14 protein-coding genes are annotated in these 15,129 nt (G+C 61.5%); 7 read left to right on the forward strand and 7 right to left on the reverse strand.

Going from position 1 to position 15,129, the window contains the following annotated elements:
• Positions 1–19: 19 nt before the first annotated feature.
• The 3 genes from JYK05_RS22765 to JYK05_RS22775 are packed head-to-tail and all read right to left on the reverse strand — an operon-like array spanning position 20 to position 1,708.
• On the reverse strand, positions 20–424 hold the full coding sequence (locus JYK05_RS22765; protein WP_206469963.1) for a cupin domain-containing protein: 405 nt from the start codon (positions 422–424) through the stop codon (positions 20–22).
• 4 nt (positions 425–428) lie between these two features.
• Positions 429–908 (reverse strand): carboxymuconolactone decarboxylase family protein, encoded by a 480-nt coding sequence (locus JYK05_RS22770; RefSeq protein ID WP_206469965.1) that lies wholly within the window; start codon positions 906–908, stop codon positions 429–431.
• A 47-nt stretch (positions 909–955) separates the two neighbouring features.
• Positions 956–1,708, reverse strand: a complete 753-nt coding sequence (locus tag JYK05_RS22775) for an SDR family oxidoreductase (protein WP_206469968.1) — start codon at positions 1,706–1,708, stop codon at positions 956–958.
• A 176-nt stretch (positions 1,709–1,884) separates the two neighbouring features.
• Here JYK05_RS22775 and JYK05_RS22780 point away from each other — a divergent pair, with 176 nt between their 5' ends.
• Together JYK05_RS22780 and JYK05_RS22785 are read left to right on the forward strand one after the other, a co-directional pair.
• Positions 1,885–3,375 (forward strand): PLP-dependent aminotransferase family protein, encoded by a 1,491-nt coding sequence (locus tag JYK05_RS22780; RefSeq protein ID WP_175942624.1) that lies wholly within the window; start codon positions 1,885–1,887, stop codon positions 3,373–3,375.
• 144 nt (positions 3,376–3,519) lie between these two features.
• On the forward strand, positions 3,520–3,801 hold the full coding sequence (locus JYK05_RS22785) for a hypothetical protein (RefSeq protein WP_175942625.1): 282 nt from the start codon (positions 3,520–3,522) through the stop codon (positions 3,799–3,801).
• Between the two features lie 133 nt (positions 3,802–3,934).
• Here JYK05_RS22785 and oxlT read toward each other — a convergent pair whose 3' ends face one another.
• Positions 3,935–5,212, reverse strand: coding sequence for an oxalate/formate MFS antiporter (oxlT, locus tag JYK05_RS22790; RefSeq protein ID WP_206469969.1), 1,278 nt, complete (start codon positions 5,210–5,212; stop codon positions 3,935–3,937).
• 98 nt (positions 5,213–5,310) lie between these two features.
• Positions 5,311–5,616 (reverse strand): hypothetical protein, encoded by a 306-nt coding sequence (locus tag JYK05_RS22795; RefSeq protein ID WP_206469970.1) that lies wholly within the window; start codon positions 5,614–5,616, stop codon positions 5,311–5,313.
• Positions 5,617–6,074: 458 nt separating this feature from the next.
• On the opposite strand from JYK05_RS22795, the gene JYK05_RS22800 reads away from it, so the two are divergent.
• From JYK05_RS22800 to JYK05_RS22820, 5 genes are all read left to right on the forward strand, one after another.
• The gene (locus JYK05_RS22800; protein WP_206469971.1) at positions 6,075–7,307 is read left to right on the forward strand and encodes an AMP-binding protein; all 1,233 of its coding nucleotides are present in this window, start codon (positions 6,075–6,077) and stop codon (positions 7,305–7,307) included.
• 78 nt (positions 7,308–7,385) lie between these two features.
• A complete protein-coding gene (locus JYK05_RS22805; protein WP_175942629.1) occupies positions 7,386–7,775 on the forward strand; it encodes a phosphonate transporter in 390 nt (129 codons plus the stop codon).
• A gap of 5 nt (positions 7,776–7,780) precedes the next feature.
• Positions 7,781–9,052, forward strand: a complete 1,272-nt coding sequence (locus JYK05_RS22810; RefSeq protein WP_206469972.1) for a sensor domain-containing diguanylate cyclase — start codon at positions 7,781–7,783, stop codon at positions 9,050–9,052.
• A 92-nt stretch (positions 9,053–9,144) separates the two neighbouring features.
• On the forward strand, positions 9,145–11,025 hold the full coding sequence (locus JYK05_RS22815; RefSeq protein ID WP_241270045.1) for a bifunctional diguanylate cyclase/phosphodiesterase: 1,881 nt from the start codon (positions 9,145–9,147) through the stop codon (positions 11,023–11,025).
• Positions 11,026–11,113: 88 nt separating this feature from the next.
• Positions 11,114–11,632 (forward strand): GNAT family N-acetyltransferase, encoded by a 519-nt coding sequence (locus JYK05_RS22820; protein WP_206469973.1) that lies wholly within the window; start codon positions 11,114–11,116, stop codon positions 11,630–11,632.
• A gap of 69 nt (positions 11,633–11,701) precedes the next feature.
• Here JYK05_RS22820 and JYK05_RS22825 read toward each other — a convergent pair whose 3' ends face one another.
• Together JYK05_RS22825 and JYK05_RS22830 are read right to left on the reverse strand one after the other, a co-directional pair.
• A complete protein-coding gene (locus JYK05_RS22825) occupies positions 11,702–13,165 on the reverse strand; it encodes a chemotaxis protein CheW (RefSeq protein ID WP_206469974.1) in 1,464 nt (487 codons plus the stop codon).
• Positions 13,162–14,961 (reverse strand): PAS domain-containing methyl-accepting chemotaxis protein, encoded by a 1,800-nt coding sequence (locus JYK05_RS22830; protein WP_175942633.1) that lies wholly within the window; start codon positions 14,959–14,961, stop codon positions 13,162–13,164. The genes JYK05_RS22825 and JYK05_RS22830 overlap by 4 nt, the downstream gene beginning before the upstream one ends.
• Positions 14,962–15,129 lie beyond the last annotated feature (168 nt).

Genomic DNA, 15,129 nt, shown 5'->3' on the forward strand with positions numbered 1-15,129 from the left:
CGTCAGCGGGGCGCGTTTGCTACTTCACCGGCGTCAGGATCGGCGCGCCCTTGTTCTTGAGCAAAAACACGACGAACTTTGCCGGCTGCGTCGCGCTGGCATTGCGTCCGACGGTGTGGATGTCGTCGGGGCCTTCGTGGAAGGTATCGCCAGGCTTGAGCGTCACTTCCTTGCCGCCCTTGACGCCCATGACGATGGTTCCCTCGAGCACATACACGAAGGCGTGAGCGTCATGACGATGCACGGGATCCACTGCGCCGGGCGGATAGTCGACGACGATCATCTGAAGTTCCTTGCCCGGATAATCCGGCAACGGCTCAGAGCGAAGTGGCGTCACACTCGCCTCTGGCGCGGCCATGACGGGCGGCGCGATCACCGAGCCGATACTCATTATTGATGCAGCGACGCAAAGCATTCTCTTCATGACATCACTCCAGGCCGGCCTTGTCGAGTCCGAATGCCTTGTCCGACGAACCGGGCGCCGTGCGGAACGCGACGTTGAGTCGGTTCCAGCTATTGATGATTCCCACGAGGAACGTCAGGTCGGAGAGCTCCTTATCGGAGTACTGGGCGCGCACGCTGTCGTAGATGTCGTCCGGCACGCCGTCAGAAGGAATGTTCGTCAGCACCTCGGCCCATGCGAGCGCGGCCCGCTCGCGCGGCGAGAACAGCGTCGACTCGCGCCAGATCGCCACGTGATGCAGGCGCAGTTCGCGCTCGCCATGAATCTTCGCCATCTTCACATGCATGTCGACGCAGAAGGCGCAGCCATTCAGCTGCGACGCCCGAATCTCGACGAGCTCGCGGATATGCGTTTCGATTGTGGATTCCTGAAGCAGCGCGCCAAGCTGGATGAGCTTCTTCGAAAGTTCGGGCGATTGCTGAAAGTAATCGATGCGTTGCGTCATGACGTACTCCTAAGTGATGATGTGTCGTGAAAGTTATGTGCTGACAATCAGCCGCGCTCGGCCTGAGCGAGCCACTGATCGAGACCGATCTGACCGAAGCGCGCTTCGCCAAGAGGCACGAGCGATAGTTCCTCGACCGCGCCGCCGTAATACCGCGCCTTCGGATCCGTCACGACCGTGCGTGCGTCGCCTACGGATTGCAGATATCGCGCGATGATCTCCGCGAACGGCGCGCGATCCGGGCCGGCTATGTCGATGGTGTCGTTCAGAGGCGCCGCGAGCGCCACCTGTGAAAGGATCGACGCGACGTCATGCACGGCGATCGGCTGAAACTGACCGTCGCCGACGCGCACCGTGCCGCTCTCCGTGCTGAAGTCCGCGATGCCCCCGATGAACTCCATGAACTGCGTGGCCCGCACGATCGTGTACGGAACGCCGGCGGCCTTGATCGCCTCTTCCTGCGCGACTTTGGCGGCGAAATACGCGTTCTCCGGCATGCGGTCGGTTCCGACGATCGACAGCGCGACGTGATGGCCCACGCCCGCCGCCACTTCGGCCTTGCCGAGATTGCGCGCCGAGGTGCGGAAGAAATCGAGCACCGCCTGCGGTTCCCATGACGGCGCGTTCGTTACATCGACGACGACATCCGCGTCCATGAGCACTGTCGTGAGACCCTCGCCCGTTATGGTGTTGACGCCGGTACGCGGGGATGCAGCGAGCGCCTGATGGCCTGCCTCGTTGAGCAGTGCGACCAGACGCGAGCCGACGAGGCCCGAACCACCGATTACGACGATCTTCATGGCAAATCCTCCAGATATGTCGATACAACGGCGGGCGTGGTGACGCGTGAAGGTGTTCTCCGCCGTCGCATTGCCCACAACCAGTATGGGACAATGATGGTCTACAAATAAGGGGCAAGATTCGTCGATACGACTAGTCCAAGATTGCCCTGCTTCGCGTTGTCGGAGAGACGGTCATGAACGCCCGAAGTCCTGCATTGGCTATCGAAATCGATCGGCTGAAGCCGTTGCCGATCTATTTGCAAATATGCGAGCGATTCCGGACGGCGATCGCAGCCGGGCATTTGCGTCCGGGTGAGCGCGTGCCCGCGCTGCGCAATCTCTCGACGCAGTTAAGCACGGCCCGCGGCACCGTCGAGCTGGCCTATTCGATCCTCGTCGACGAGGGCTATCTGCAAATGCGCGGTGCCGCCGGCACGTTCGTATCGCCGTCGCTGCCGGCGTCGGTGGTGCAGGGCGCGGATGACAAGAGAGCGGGCAGCGCGAAGAAGCGAGATGCGCAGCAGACCCAGCCGATGCCACGCCAAGGCGCGCTCACCGTTGCCATGAGCGGCGAGCCGCGGCCCTTGCAGCCGGGGCTGCCGGCGCTGGACGCGTTTCCGCGCAAAATATGGAGCCGGCTGGTTTCGCGCCGCGTGCGTAGCGGGGATCGCGCGATGCTTGGCTATCCCGATCCGATGGGCTACAGACCGCTGCGTGAACGCATTGCCACCTATCTCGGCTTGTCGCGCGGTGTCACATGCTTGCCCGAGCAGGTCTTCATTACCGGCGGGTATCGCGCGACGCTTGAACTCGTGCTGCGCAGTCTCGCGCAATCGAACGATCGCATGTGGTTCGAAGACCCCGGCTATCTGCTCGCGCGAAATTTCCTGACGGAGACCGGCGTGCAGTTGACGCCCGTGCCCGTCGACGATGAAGGGATGGATATAGCGCGTGGCACCGAACTCGATCCCGAGGCACGCTTTGCACTGGTCACGCCGTCGCATCAAAGCCCGCTCGGACAGGTGCTGTCGCTGACGAGACGCCTCGCGTTGCTGGACTGGGCGAAAAAGGGGGCGCGTTGGATCATCGAAGACGACTACGACAGCGAGTTCCGCTATGCAGGAAGGCCATTGCCGGCTTTGAAGAGCCTCGATCGGCACGACCGGGTGATTTACACCGGCACGTTCAGCAAGGTGTTGTTCCCCGGCCTGCGGCTCGCGTATGCGGTGGTTCCGGACCGCGCTGTCGAGCGTGTCGGGCGGGTGGCGTGCTCCATGAACGCTGGCTCGCCGGCGCTCTTGCAGGCTGCAGCGACCGATTTCATCGAGCAGGGGCATTTTGCGCGGCATATCAAGCGGATGCGCGCGCTGTACGGGCAACGACGTGTGTTCATTGCAGACGCGCTGGAGCAAGCGTTCGGCAAGCGCTTAAAGATCGATCTGCCGCCCGGCGGCATTCAGTTCGCGGTGCGGTTCGCTGAAAGCCGCAACGGCCCGGTCGACGATGTCGCTGTCGCCGCGCGAGCCCGCGAAGCGGGCCTCGGCGTGTTGCCGCTTTCGATCTGGTATGCGAACGCACGTATGCCACGCACGCCACGGGGTCTTGTCATCGGTTTTGCGAACATTACAGATGCGAGTGAAGCGGTCCGTCTTGCCAGGAAGTTGCGTGCTTGTCTGGATGGCTGACGCGAAGGGCTGCACTGCGTTTGATACGGACGGAGCCCCGGACGGGCGACGCTGGAACGTCGGTTGCTCAGACGAATGGCCTGCGCAACGGTGCGTCGTGTTGTTGCGACGCACGCCGCAGGTATTTTTCGAGAGGAACCCGGAATGAAAACACGTCATCTTGTCACGGTCGCGGCCGCCGCACTTGTCGTTGCGAGCGGCACGGCCCTGGCCCAGCAACAAAGCGCGCCGATGGCTGGCGCATCTCACACCACCGATGCGAGCATGGCAACGTATGGTGCATCCACCTACAGCGGCTCGGATTATGGCGGCACCGGCTATGGCGATAGCTCGGCCGGCGCTCGCAACTACGGCGAGTGGGCTAGAGCCCGCAATCCGGCAAACTGCCCGCCGGGACTCACGTGTAACGTTTATAAGGGATCCTGATCACTGCAACACGGCTGCCTGACCAACAAGCGGCCGCGTAGTCCTTCGCTGAAGCGTGCGAGTCACGCGGCCCGCGCACGGCTCGCACGCTGCTGTGCACGGGGCGATGTCAGTTCGACACGGCGCTCGACAGTCATGCGCGGCTGCTCAAGAAGCGCGAGCGCATGGGCTTGAGCACCAGAATGGCGAGGACCGCTGTCACGATGTCCAACGTGATGCCGACGGTGAAAACCGGCACCCAGCTACCCGCATGCTGATGCAGCAGGGCAGCCAGCGGCCCGCCGAAGATCGAGCCGATGCCCTGCGAGATATACAGCCAACCGTAGTTCTCGGTGGCGTGGCGCGTGCCGAAAGTATCGGTGAGCGTCGACGGAAACAGCGAGAAGATTTCGCCCCAGCCGAAGAACACCACGCCCGACAGCAGTACGAACAGCACGGCGTTGTCGCGCGTCATGAGCCACAGCGCCATCGCCACGCCTTCGAGCGCGAAGGCGAAGAACATCGTGTTTTCGCGGCCATATTTATCTGAAACGAGGCCGAAGAGCGGGCGCGTCAGACCGTTGGTGAAGCGGTCGATGGTCAGCGCGAGCGGCAGCGCGGCCATGCCGAAGACGACGACCTTCGTGATGCCGAAGTCCGCCGCGAAGGTGGCCATCTGCGAGGTGACCATGAGACCCGAGGTCGACATCATCGTCATCATGGCGAACATCAGCCAGAAGAGCGGCGACTTGATCATTTGCGAAGGGCGCAGATTGCGCGCGTCCGAAGCGGCGATGGCCGATGCCTTCGCAGGCGTTGCGTCGCGCGGTACGCGCAAGCCCTGCGATGCGACGAAGCCGACCACCGCGAACGCGATGCCGTAGAGCCAGAGCGTTGCATCGATTCCGCGCGCTGCCAACGATGCCGAGATCGGGAACGTCGTCACGATCGCGCCCATGCCATAGCCCGCGGCCACCGCGCCCGCAGCGAAGCCGCGTCGGTCCGGGAACCAGCGCACCATCAAGCCGACCACGCCGACATACACGATGCCCGTGCCGAGACCGCCCACGAGACCGTAGGTGAGATAGAGCATGGGTGTGCTCGTCGCCATCGACGACAGTACCCAGCTCAGGCCCGACATGACCGTGCCGAGCGAGATCAAGAGGCGCGGACCAAAGCGGTCGATGAGCTTGCCCTGAAACGGCGAAAAGAACGTCTGCAAAATGATGAGCAGCGAGAAGGTGATTTGCAGTTCCGGCAGCGGCACGCCGAGCTTGGCCGATAGCGGTTTGGTCAGCAGCGTCCATACGTATTGCGGACTGGAAATCGACATCATGCAGATGAGGCCGAGGCCGAGCTGAAGCCAGCGGTGATGTGTCGTGCTCGCGGACGCACTTGCGTCTTCCTGCAGTGTCTCGATGCGTGCGTTCATATGCGTTCCCCGATATGTGCGGATAAAAAGAATGAGTTGTGCCCTCCGGTTCGACAAAAGCGGCCCGGAAAGCGATTAAGGCAATGGAGGGTTATGCGTTACGTGCGCGCGGCTGCTCCTTCGCTGCGCGGATCGAGGTCGGCTCTGCGCGTTTGATTAGCATGACGAATGATCCCGCTCGAATGGCGCGTCGCTTCCTCGTATCGACCGGCGTCGATGACCTTCGAGGAGAAGCGCGCTTCCAGCTTCAACGAATCGGTCGATCGATTCCGCTCGCGGCGCGGCGCGCCGATCGCGTTGTCGTCTGCGGACACAGTGAGCGCGTACGGCGCGACCGCCACGCCACGCGAGCCGCATGTCGGACTGAGTTGATGGGCCGCGATGTCCGCGTGCTCCGAAAGCATTGATCTTTTCCTCGTACACAACGAGAACCGGCAATGCGAGATCCGTGCCAGCGCATGGTGAAAACCCTGAGGGCGTCATTGCACAAGGGTTCGGGCGGCTATCACCGGTTCGGAGCGGCCCCGCGCGATGCCGTCAGATGGTGCGCCGAGGCTTTGCCAGTGCGTGCGCGGTGGCGACGCGCCCCGGCGCGGTGCGCGCGGTACCGATCGGCGCGAAAGAACTCGGGAATCAAGCCATATTCATGCAGGACGGGGATTTGCCGCGGGAGCAGTCTGCCTGTTTTGAGGATCTGCCGCTTACCGCGAGACGACGCGTGCGGCCGCTCTCACTGCGTCTCACAGGCGCATCGGCGAGCACACGAGCTAAAGCTTCGCGAGGCCGTGCCGTAATTAGAACGACACGTTGTCAGTGCCGATCCGGATGAATTTCATCTAACGTCCACAGAGCATATACAGAGATGTCTGTTGCATTGGAGCTAGCTCACAGCGCATGGTACGAAGCGCCGGGGACATTGGCGCGCTTTCTAGGCGATGCCATCGCAGCGGAGTTGCGGCATCTGCGTCCCGGAGGCGCGACGCCAGAACAGTTTCCCTGGCCGCTCGAACTCAGTATGGGAGAAGACGGACTCGGTCTTGATTCCATCGAACGGCTTTCCGTTGCGACGACCCTTTCGGAGCTGACTCAACTGCACAAGAGCGGACTTGACGAAGTGCTCTTGAACCAGCGCTGCTTCGGCGACTGGCTGGACGTCGTCGCGAGAGGACTGAAGCAGTACAGCGCCCAACTGGTTTTTCGCACATCGGGCTCGACGGGCAGACCCAAAACATGCGTCCACGCATTAGCCGACCTTCAACGAGAGGCAGAATATCTTGCCGAAAGCCTCGTCGGAACGCGCCGAATCATTTCGGCGGTGCCAGCGCATCACATCTACGGCTTTCTCTTCACTGTGCTGTTGCCGTTGCACTTGGATGGTATCGAAGTCATCGACGTCCGGCATGTGACGCCGTCTGCCTTGCCGCGCATGATGGCATCGGGCGACCTGCTCGTCAGTCATCCGGCGCATTTGGCGCTGGTTGCGCGCTTCGCAGGCGAGATTCCTCGTGGCGTATCGGCGTTGACATCGACTGCTCCATGCCCGCCGCAACTCGCGCAAGCCCTCACCATCGGAGGGGCGTTTGACCGCGTGCTGGAGATATACGGGAGCTCGGAAACGGCTGGCGTCGGTATGCGTGAGGTCCCTGCGCCGGCCTTTCAGTTGATGCCCTTCTGGACGCGAGACGAAGCGGACGCCAGTCGACTCGTTCGCGTGGAGCATGACGGGCACGAAAGAAGCGTCGCGCTGCAAGACCGCGTGGAATGGGTAACCGACCATAGCTTCGTCGTCTGTGGCCGAATCGACGACGCCGTGCAGGTGGCGGGCACGAACGTCTTCCCGGCGCGGGTGCGTGAAGTGCTGTTGCAGCATCCTGACGTCGCTGATGCCGCCGTCCGCTTAATGGACCCGAGCGAGGGCGCGCGACTGAAGGCTTTCGTTGTTCCGGCAGCGGGTGTCCGCATTGAACGGCTTTGCATCGAACTCGATCGATGGACACTCGCACGACTGTCCGCGCCAGAGCGGCCTAAGGCTTTTACGTTCGGCGAGCGACTTCCTGTCAGTGACAGCGGCAAGCGCTGCAACTGGAGCCTGTAACGGCCAGAACGATAAAGTATTCCGAGTTTCTGCCGTTATAGCCTGCGAGCGACGCCCCTTTATGCGGAGACAAGATCAATGGCTGACCCGTTTACTTTCAAGCACACGTTCGATTCAGTTCTATTCGACGACCTCGTCGCAGCCGGTGAGCCCGAGCTCGATGAACTCGAGTTCGGTTTGATAGGCTTCGATGCGACTTATGCCGTGACTCACTACAACGCAGTCGAATCATCGAGCGCGGGTCTGAGCGCCACTCGCGTTCTCGGCAGACATCTGTTCGAAGAAGTCGCGCCGTGCATGAACAACTTCATGGTGGCGCAACGGTTCGAGGATGAAGCCGAACTCGACGAAGTGCTGCCGTACGTTTTGACGCTGCGCATGAGGCCGACGCCCGTGCAGCTTAGGCTTATGAAGTCCAGCCGCAGCGAAACCCGCTTTCTTCTCGTGCAACGTCAGACCGGCAAGTGAACGTCATGACCACCGTGGAAGGCGCATTGGAAGCGGAGCACGAGGCGCTGCTGTCGTTCATGTATATGTCACCCATCGGCATCGTCCGTAGTGGCCTGAATGGCGATGTGGACATGCTCAATCCGGTCGCCGTCCAGTTGCTCATGCCGCTTGCCGGGTGCATGGGCGTCGGTAACGTCTTCGAGAGCCTGACTAACGTCGCGCCGGAGTTGCGCAATCTCGTGTCGAGTTTTCCGGCCGAGCGAGGGCGGGTTTGCGAGGGCCATCGAATCGTGATCGCGCCCAGTGCCGATCGCCCGATGGTACTGTCGTGCAGCATCATCAAGGTCAACGGCAGTACGTTGATGATGACGCTCTCCGACATCTCCCGTCAGGTCGAGGCCGAACGACGCGCGAGACAGCATGAGTCGTGGCTCGCGGGCATCTATACGAGCGTCAACGATTTCGCCTTCTTCACGCTCGATGCCGCTGGCCGTATCGACAGCTGGAACGCTTCCGTCGAGCAGCTCACGGGCTTCGGCGCGGAAGAAGTGCTTGGCCATACGCTCGACCTCTTTTACGCGCCCGAGGCTGTGGATCCGTATTGCAGCCCCGAGCACATTTCGCTGACGCGCGAGGAGGGTTGGCATATTCAGGAGCGTTGGTGCGAAAGCAAGCAGGGCCGCCGCTATGCCGCGCAAATCCTGGTTGCCGTCTCGCGAGAAGACGATGCGGACATCGCGGGATATTCCGTCGTCGTACGCGACGTCTCCGAACGCAAGATATCGAGCGACGAACTCACTCGCCTTCTCACGACCGATCACTTAACCGGCGCGGTCAATCGCGCGCATTTCTTCAAGCTCGCGGAGAAGGAGCTTGCGAGAACGAGGCGACTGGGCAAGGACTTGTCCGTCGTGATGATCGATGCCGACCATTTCAAGCGAATCAACGACACCGCCGGACATCAAGCGGGAGACCTCGTTCTGACGCAGATCGTTCAGAAGGCGAAAGCGCATTTGCGGTCGATCGACCTGCTGGCCCGACTCGGAGGCGAAGAGTTCTGCCTAATGCTTCCGGGAATTTCTCGCGAAGAGGCGCTTGTCATCACTCAACGCGTGCGCGCAACGATTGCGGACGGCGACATCGATACAGGCGCCGGCCTAATACGAGTGACGGTCAGTGCGGGCATTGCCTCGGTAACCGATGCGACGTCTTGCGTGAACGACTTGCTTGCCGCAGCCGACAAGGCACTGTATGCGGCCAAGGCAGCCGGTCGGAACCGCGTGGAACTCGGTTAAGGGCAGGCACTCTTTGTGCGCTTATCTTTGCGCAATCGTCCCTGGCATGTCTGTTTGGTCGTCGAGGAACCTAAGAAGCTCGACGCATGAGAATGAGTGAAAATCAATGCAACGGCGTAGCGGTGTTACGCCACGGATCCCAAGATAGCGTCACATCGCGCGGCGCGACAAGCGAGGAAGCGCTCTGCGAGCAGCCCGTGGAGGAGGCTATCAAGTCTTCGGCCGACTCGGTGTCCGCGAACGAAGCATTGATGGAGTTTCTCTATCGGGCGCCGATAGGGCTCTTGCAGATCTCCGCGCTCGGTGTGATCGAGATGATCAACCCGATGTCGGCCCGCTTGCTGATGCCGCTGTCGCCGGATGGCAACCTCGTTAACCTCTTCGACGTGCTGGAAACGATCGCGCCGCAATTCCGGCGCATGGTCCAGGAATACGAGGCGCCTGCGGGACCGGTGTGCGATGCGGTTCGCATCACCGTTCCGCGCGCTTCCAGAAACACGCTTGCCCCACAGGTCCTGTCGGTCAGTTTGCTCAAGCTCGACCAGAACCACCTGATGGCCATGGTGAGCGATGTCACCCTGGAGTCGCAGCGCGAGCAGTCTATTCTGGACAAGAAGCTCGGGGAGGCCGCACGCCGGGACAAGCTGACCAAGATGCCGAACCGCACGTCCATCTGCGAGTTCATTCAGGGTGGCGCGCAACCTCAGACTCGAAACGCGCGGCGCTTCGTAGTCCTATTTATCAATTGCGATCGTTTCAAGCAGATCAACGACTCGCTCGGTCACTCCGCGGGCGACGAAGTATTGGCAGAAGTCGCCAATCGATTGATAACGACACTGGGTCTGCCCGATTCGCAGAGCGGCCAATATGACAGCGGCCTGCTGGCGGGCCGGCTCGGGGGCGATGAGTTCGTCGTGGTGATCGGCGAGCCGCGATCCGAATCGGACGTCCTCTCGCTTGCGGATCGGATACTCGGTGTGTTGAGCGAGCCCTACCGGATCGCTGGCCAACAACTGCACCTTAGCGTCAGTATCGGGATCGTTCAGTCGGCGACGTCGAGCGCGCATCCCGATGCGATACTTCAGGACGCGAGCATCGCGATGGTGGAAGCCAAACGTCGCGGCGGCGCCCGGCATGTGAGTTTCGAACCTTCCATGCACGAGCGCGCTGCGCGTCGGGCGCAGATGGAGAATGATCTGCGTCGCGCGATCGGGAATCAGGAACTCTTCGTCGTCTATCAACCGGTCGTCATGCTTGCGCCTACTGCGGACCGGTGGTCGTTCCCGCCGCATGCCGCCGCTGTCGAAGCACTGGTGCGGTGGCGTCACCCCGTGAGAGGCGTCGTGCCGCCGGTCGAATTCATCGGCGTCGCGGAGGAATGCGGCTTGATCGGTGCATTGGGCGAATACGTTCTGGATACCGCGTGCCGTCAGTTCGTCGCATGGAAAAGAGAACTGGGACGCCTGGCCCCGCGCCTCCTGGCGGTCAACCTGTCTCGCGCGCAACTGACCGACGAAGGGTTCGTCGCCTATGTGTCTCGCACTCTGCAAGACAGCGGCATGAGTCCTGGCGAGCTGCAACTCGAAGTGACAGAAAGCCTCGCTGCGCAGGATGAATCGGTGCAGGCTACGTTGCAACAACTCAAGTCGCTTGGACTTACCTTGGCGCTCGACGACTTCGGAACGGGTTATTCCTCGCTTTCGAGCTTGCACCAGCTACCCGTGGCTACCGTCAAGATTGATCGATCGTTCGTCAGCCAGGCAGTGCAGAGTGCGCATCATCGCGTACTGATCGAAGCAACCGTCCGCGTGGCCGCGAGCCTGAACATGAGCACGGTTGCGGAGGGCGTGGAGAGCGAAGCACAGGCATCCGTGGTCCGCTCGCTCGGCTGCGAGAAGGGCCAGGGCTATTTGTTCAGCAAGCCGGTTGTGTCGGAGGATCTCGTCGGTTGGTTGAGGAGCAAAGACGCTTGATGGCTTCCGGGCGATCGTGTGCAACGACGGTGGGATGACACCGACAATCACGTAAAGTATCGCTCTACCTGTCTAAAGAGGACCGTCAATGCTCGTTCGCCAACTCACTCGATTCGACGCGTCATCATTCGTCTCTCTGCGGCTTGCCGGACTGAAGGAGTGTCCCGCTTCATTCGCATCCAGCTATGAAGAGGAAGCGGGCCGCTCGCTGCATGACGTCGAGAAGCAACTGGCAGCGGAGCGAGGCGAAGGCGTGTTCGGCTCTTTCGATGAAACCCGCCTGGTCGGCGTCGCGGGCCTCGGACGTGAGCACCCGCGAAAGCTGAGTCACAAGGCGTTTGTCTGGGGCGTTTATGTCGCGCCGGAAATGAGAGGCCGAGGCATCAGCAGAGCGCTCATTGTCGAACTCATTCGATTCGCGCAACTTAGGTCCGACATCACACAAATCAACCTGACTGTGAACGCGAAGAACGAGCTTGCACTCCGGCTCTATAAGTCGTTGGGCTTTGAACCTTTCGGTATAGAGCGGAACTCGTTGTTGGTGGACGGTTGCTTTCACGACGAGGTGCACATGTCGCTGCAGATGGATCGCCGGACCGCGTCGTAGGATCGCGACGCGGGATTCGCTCGACGCCAGGTTGAAGCGGCAATCGCGCATCGGCTTCATTCGCGAAGCCTAGGCAGCCGCTTGCTCACCGACCTGTAACGCGCCGAACCTCTCGGACACCTTTTGAGCGAGGTCGATAAGTCGATAGCTGATCCGGCTAGGCTCGATCATGGTTACGATCTGATACGTGCCGCCCGTTTCAGGGTCGAAGCCTCGCGAAATCTGCGTCGCGTCGGTCGGGCCCGACATCGTCAGCACGGTGTCGACCGCAAACGCAAGCGTGAGCCCGTCCACCACGATCACCAGCGCCTGCGGCGGCTCAGAACGCTCGATGTCGCTGCCCGCCGCCAAGTCGAGGTTCACGAGCTCGATTAAGTCGTTGCGCCAGTTGATGAGTCCAAGGCTTGCTTGGTCAACGCCACCGCACACTTCGACCTTGGGCTTCGTCACGATTCCGGCCACGTGTTCGATGTTCGTCGCGTAAGGACGTCCCGCCACCGAGAACACAATGTAGGAACCGGTATAGGCCGCTGCCGCATTCACTGTGGCCGAAGTCTTCTGCGTAGCTGCGGTGCGCGGTAGATGCATCAGGCGTCCGCTGCTGGAAAGCGCTTCCGGGTTCAGAATCAGCGCCGTTCTGCTTCGAGAGGTACCGATAGCGCCCAAGAAGAATCCGGGCTGAGCAAAGGCAGCGGGCGACACCGGCCGTATGTCCTTAGGCGCTAGCAGTACCAGTTCTGAAAGCTCATCAACGGCGAAACCGGTCACGCGGTCACCGTGTGCGAGGACGAGCAAGTACTTGCCTTCTCCCGTTTCGCGCTGGGGAAGGCCCAATACCGAAGGAAGGTCCATCACGGCCAGATCCGCACCCAGCCAATTCGCGACACCCAGGAATGTGGTGTTGCCCGGACTCGGCTGCTGAAGCTCGGGCATAGGAATGACACATCGGACGGCGAGCGCGTCGACGCCGAGCAGATGCTCGCCGCAACGTACGATCGCGTGCTGCCTGCGTCGCGACTTCTCATCCTTGTTCGAGCTAGCTCGTGGGCTTTCAGAGTCGCGCAGCCGAACCGCCTTGCGCGCAGCCCTTCCCGCCGTTGCTTCGTAGAGCTTATCAACGTTCACAATGCCGATGAGCGATGGCGGTTCTCCGAGCGCGGCCAACACAGGAAAGAGGCCCGCTGCGGATTCATCGTCTGGCGCCAGCGTAATCAAGCTATCTCGTTCGATCGCTTCGGTTTTCCCGACTGCATCGACTTCGATACCAAAGACGGCATCGCCGTGGCGCAGCACGATGACGTGTCGCGCTGGCGCGCGCGCTGTCTCATCGGGGCAGATAAGTGCGTAGGTATCGAGCGTGGCAACGGCGTCGCCGCGCAGCAGAAAGTATCCCTTCATGCTGGCCGGCTGACCTGGCACGTGCTGATAGGCGCACGGCGCTTCCACCGCCTCCGCGATGTGCTCGACAGGGATCCCGAAGCGGATCGAGCCGACTTGCACGACGCCGACAACAAGTGCGGACGAATCCATCATTGCGTCTGGCGGGACAGCGCGGCCACGGTGGAAGATGAACGAACCGCTGCTTCGCCGCCCGTTACCAGCGTGAGCTCGCGCAACAGTTCGGAAACGGTACGTGTGGCGGTTGCCTGCTTTTCGGTTACCTGATGGATTCCGGCGATGGTCTCGGTCGTACGGTGCACACCGGCGCGAATACGGTCGAAGCCATCGGCTGCGCGTCCGGACGTTTCGCTTCCGGTCTTGATGCGATGCACGGACTCGTCGATGTGACGACGAATCTCGTTGGTCGCTTGCGAGCAACGCTCGGCCAGCCGACGCACTTCGCTCGCGACGACCGAGAATCCCAGCCCATGCTCTCCCGCGCGCGCCGCTTCGATGGCTGCGTTGAAGGCGAGCATGTTGGTCTGCGTGGCGATCTCGCTGATGACCTTCACCACTTCGCTGATACCGGCGGAGGACTGCTCGATCTCCTTGATCGCCGACATCGATTCAGCCAGCGTACGGCCGCCCGTATCCGCCTCGGCCTGCGTTTCGGTCGCGACAGCGGTTGCCTCGCGCGTGCGCGCGGCGATGCCGTCGATGGACTGGGACAGCTCGTCGATCTTCTCGCTCATTGCGATCAGACTGGCCTGCATCCGGCGCTCGCGCTCCACTTGCGCGGTGATGTCGCTCGCGTACTTCACGATCTTGTAGGGCCGTCCAGACTCGTCGAGCACGGGGTTGTAGGTCGCCTGAAGCCACACGCGGTACCCGTGCTTCGATACGCGCTCGAAGCGCCCGGCGTGATAGTCGCCGCGGCTCAGTCGCGCCCAGAAGTCGCGGTATTCGGCCGTCGCAGTCGTCTCGGGATCGCAAAACATTCTGTGATGCTTGCCGACGATCTCGCGCAGCGTATAGCCAATCGCATCCGTGAAGTTCTGATTGGCGGCGAGAACGTTGCCTTCGAGGTCGAACTCGACCACAGCATTGGCCCGGTCGATGGCGGCCAGGCGGCCATCTCGCTCAGCGACGCCGCGTTTGAACTCGGTGATGTCGGAGGCGAATTTCACGATCTTGATGAGCCGGCCGTCCGAGCTATAGATCGGGTTGTACGTCGCCTGAATCCATACTTCGCGCCCGCCCTTCGCGATGCGCTTGTACTGCCCGGCGTCATACTCGCCGCGCCCGAGCTTTTCCCAGAACGAGCGATAAGCGTCCGTATTCAGATACGACGGCTCGCAGAACATCCGGTGATGCTGGCCCTTCACTTCTTCGAGGCTGTAGCCCATCAGATGCAGGAACAGGTCGTTCGCCGCAAGGACGTGGCCATGCAGATCGAATTCGATGACAGCTTGAGCGCGTTCCATCGCCCGCACCTTGCCGGCGTGATCGTCGGCGAGCGTGCGCGCGCCGGTAATGTCGGTGGCGACCTTCACGATCTTCTGGACATTGCCGCTTTCGTCGAGAACAGGCGTATACGAGCCGTGAATCCAGACTTCCGAGCGCGTCTTGTTCAGGCGTCTGAATTCGCCGCTCGCTTCGCGTCCGGACGCGAGCATGATCCAGAAGTCCTGATATGCCTGACTGTTGGCGTATGCGGCGTCGCAGAAGATGCGGTGGTGCGATCCGACCACCTCATCGGCCCGGTAGCCCATCAACGTCAGGAAATTGGCATTCGCGCGCAGAATCACGCCGTCGGGCGAGAATTCGACGACGGCTCGCTCTTTCTCTGTGGTGGCCCACAAGGAGCGCAATTCCGCGAGGGGCTTCTGACCGGCTGCTGCCGCGTTCGACGCGCATGCGGTGAGGGAGGGTTCGGCGTTCGGGTTCATGGTTCGAGTCTTTCCAGAGCGTGCTCGATGGCTGTCAGGGCTTAGGCGGCTTAGCCTTTTGTTAGCGGCACCATGACGCCCGATCTTTAGCCGTATCGTGGAAAGAAAGCGCTCAAGTATGCGTCCGGTTCTGCCGACAAGACATCGATCAAAGACCTATCCTTAGCC

The organism is Caballeronia sp. M1242 (genome assembly GCF_017220215.1).
Taxonomy (GTDB): domain Bacteria; phylum Pseudomonadota; class Gammaproteobacteria; order Burkholderiales; family Burkholderiaceae; genus Caballeronia.

Bases quoted from the DNA above. Each gene is read 5' to 3' on its own strand.
- JYK05_RS22765 (WP_206469963.1), bottom strand. From the start codon at position 424: ATGAAGAGAATGCTTTGCGTCGCTGCATCAATAATGAGTATCGGCTCG.
- JYK05_RS22770 (WP_206469965.1), bottom strand. From the start codon at position 908: ATGACGCAACGCATCGATTACTTTCAGCAATCGCCCGAACTTTCGAAG.
- JYK05_RS22775 (WP_206469968.1), bottom strand. From the start codon at position 1,708: ATGAAGATCGTCGTAATCGGTGGTTCGGGCCTCGTCGGCTCGCGTCTG.
- JYK05_RS22780 (WP_175942624.1), top strand. From the start codon at position 1,885: ATGAACGCCCGAAGTCCTGCATTGGCTATCGAAATCGATCGGCTGAAG.
- JYK05_RS22785 (WP_175942625.1), top strand. From the start codon at position 3,520: ATGAAAACACGTCATCTTGTCACGGTCGCGGCCGCCGCACTTGTCGTT.
- oxlT (WP_206469969.1), bottom strand. From the start codon at position 5,212: ATGAACGCACGCATCGAGACACTGCAGGAAGACGCAAGTGCGTCCGCG.
- JYK05_RS22795 (WP_206469970.1), bottom strand. From the start codon at position 5,616: ATGCTTTCGGAGCACGCGGACATCGCGGCCCATCAACTCAGTCCGACA.
- JYK05_RS22800 (WP_206469971.1), top strand. From the start codon at position 6,075: ATGTCTGTTGCATTGGAGCTAGCTCACAGCGCATGGTACGAAGCGCCG.
- JYK05_RS22805 (WP_175942629.1), top strand. From the start codon at position 7,386: ATGGCTGACCCGTTTACTTTCAAGCACACGTTCGATTCAGTTCTATTC.
- JYK05_RS22810 (WP_206469972.1), top strand. From the start codon at position 7,781: ATGACCACCGTGGAAGGCGCATTGGAAGCGGAGCACGAGGCGCTGCTG.
- JYK05_RS22815 (WP_241270045.1), top strand. From the start codon at position 9,145: ATGAGTGAAAATCAATGCAACGGCGTAGCGGTGTTACGCCACGGATCC.
- JYK05_RS22820 (WP_206469973.1), top strand. From the start codon at position 11,114: ATGCTCGTTCGCCAACTCACTCGATTCGACGCGTCATCATTCGTCTCT.
- JYK05_RS22825 (WP_206469974.1), bottom strand. From the start codon at position 13,165: ATGATGGATTCGTCCGCACTTGTTGTCGGCGTCGTGCAAGTCGGCTCG.
- JYK05_RS22830 (WP_175942633.1), bottom strand. From the start codon at position 14,961: ATGAACCCGAACGCCGAACCCTCCCTCACCGCATGCGCGTCGAACGCG.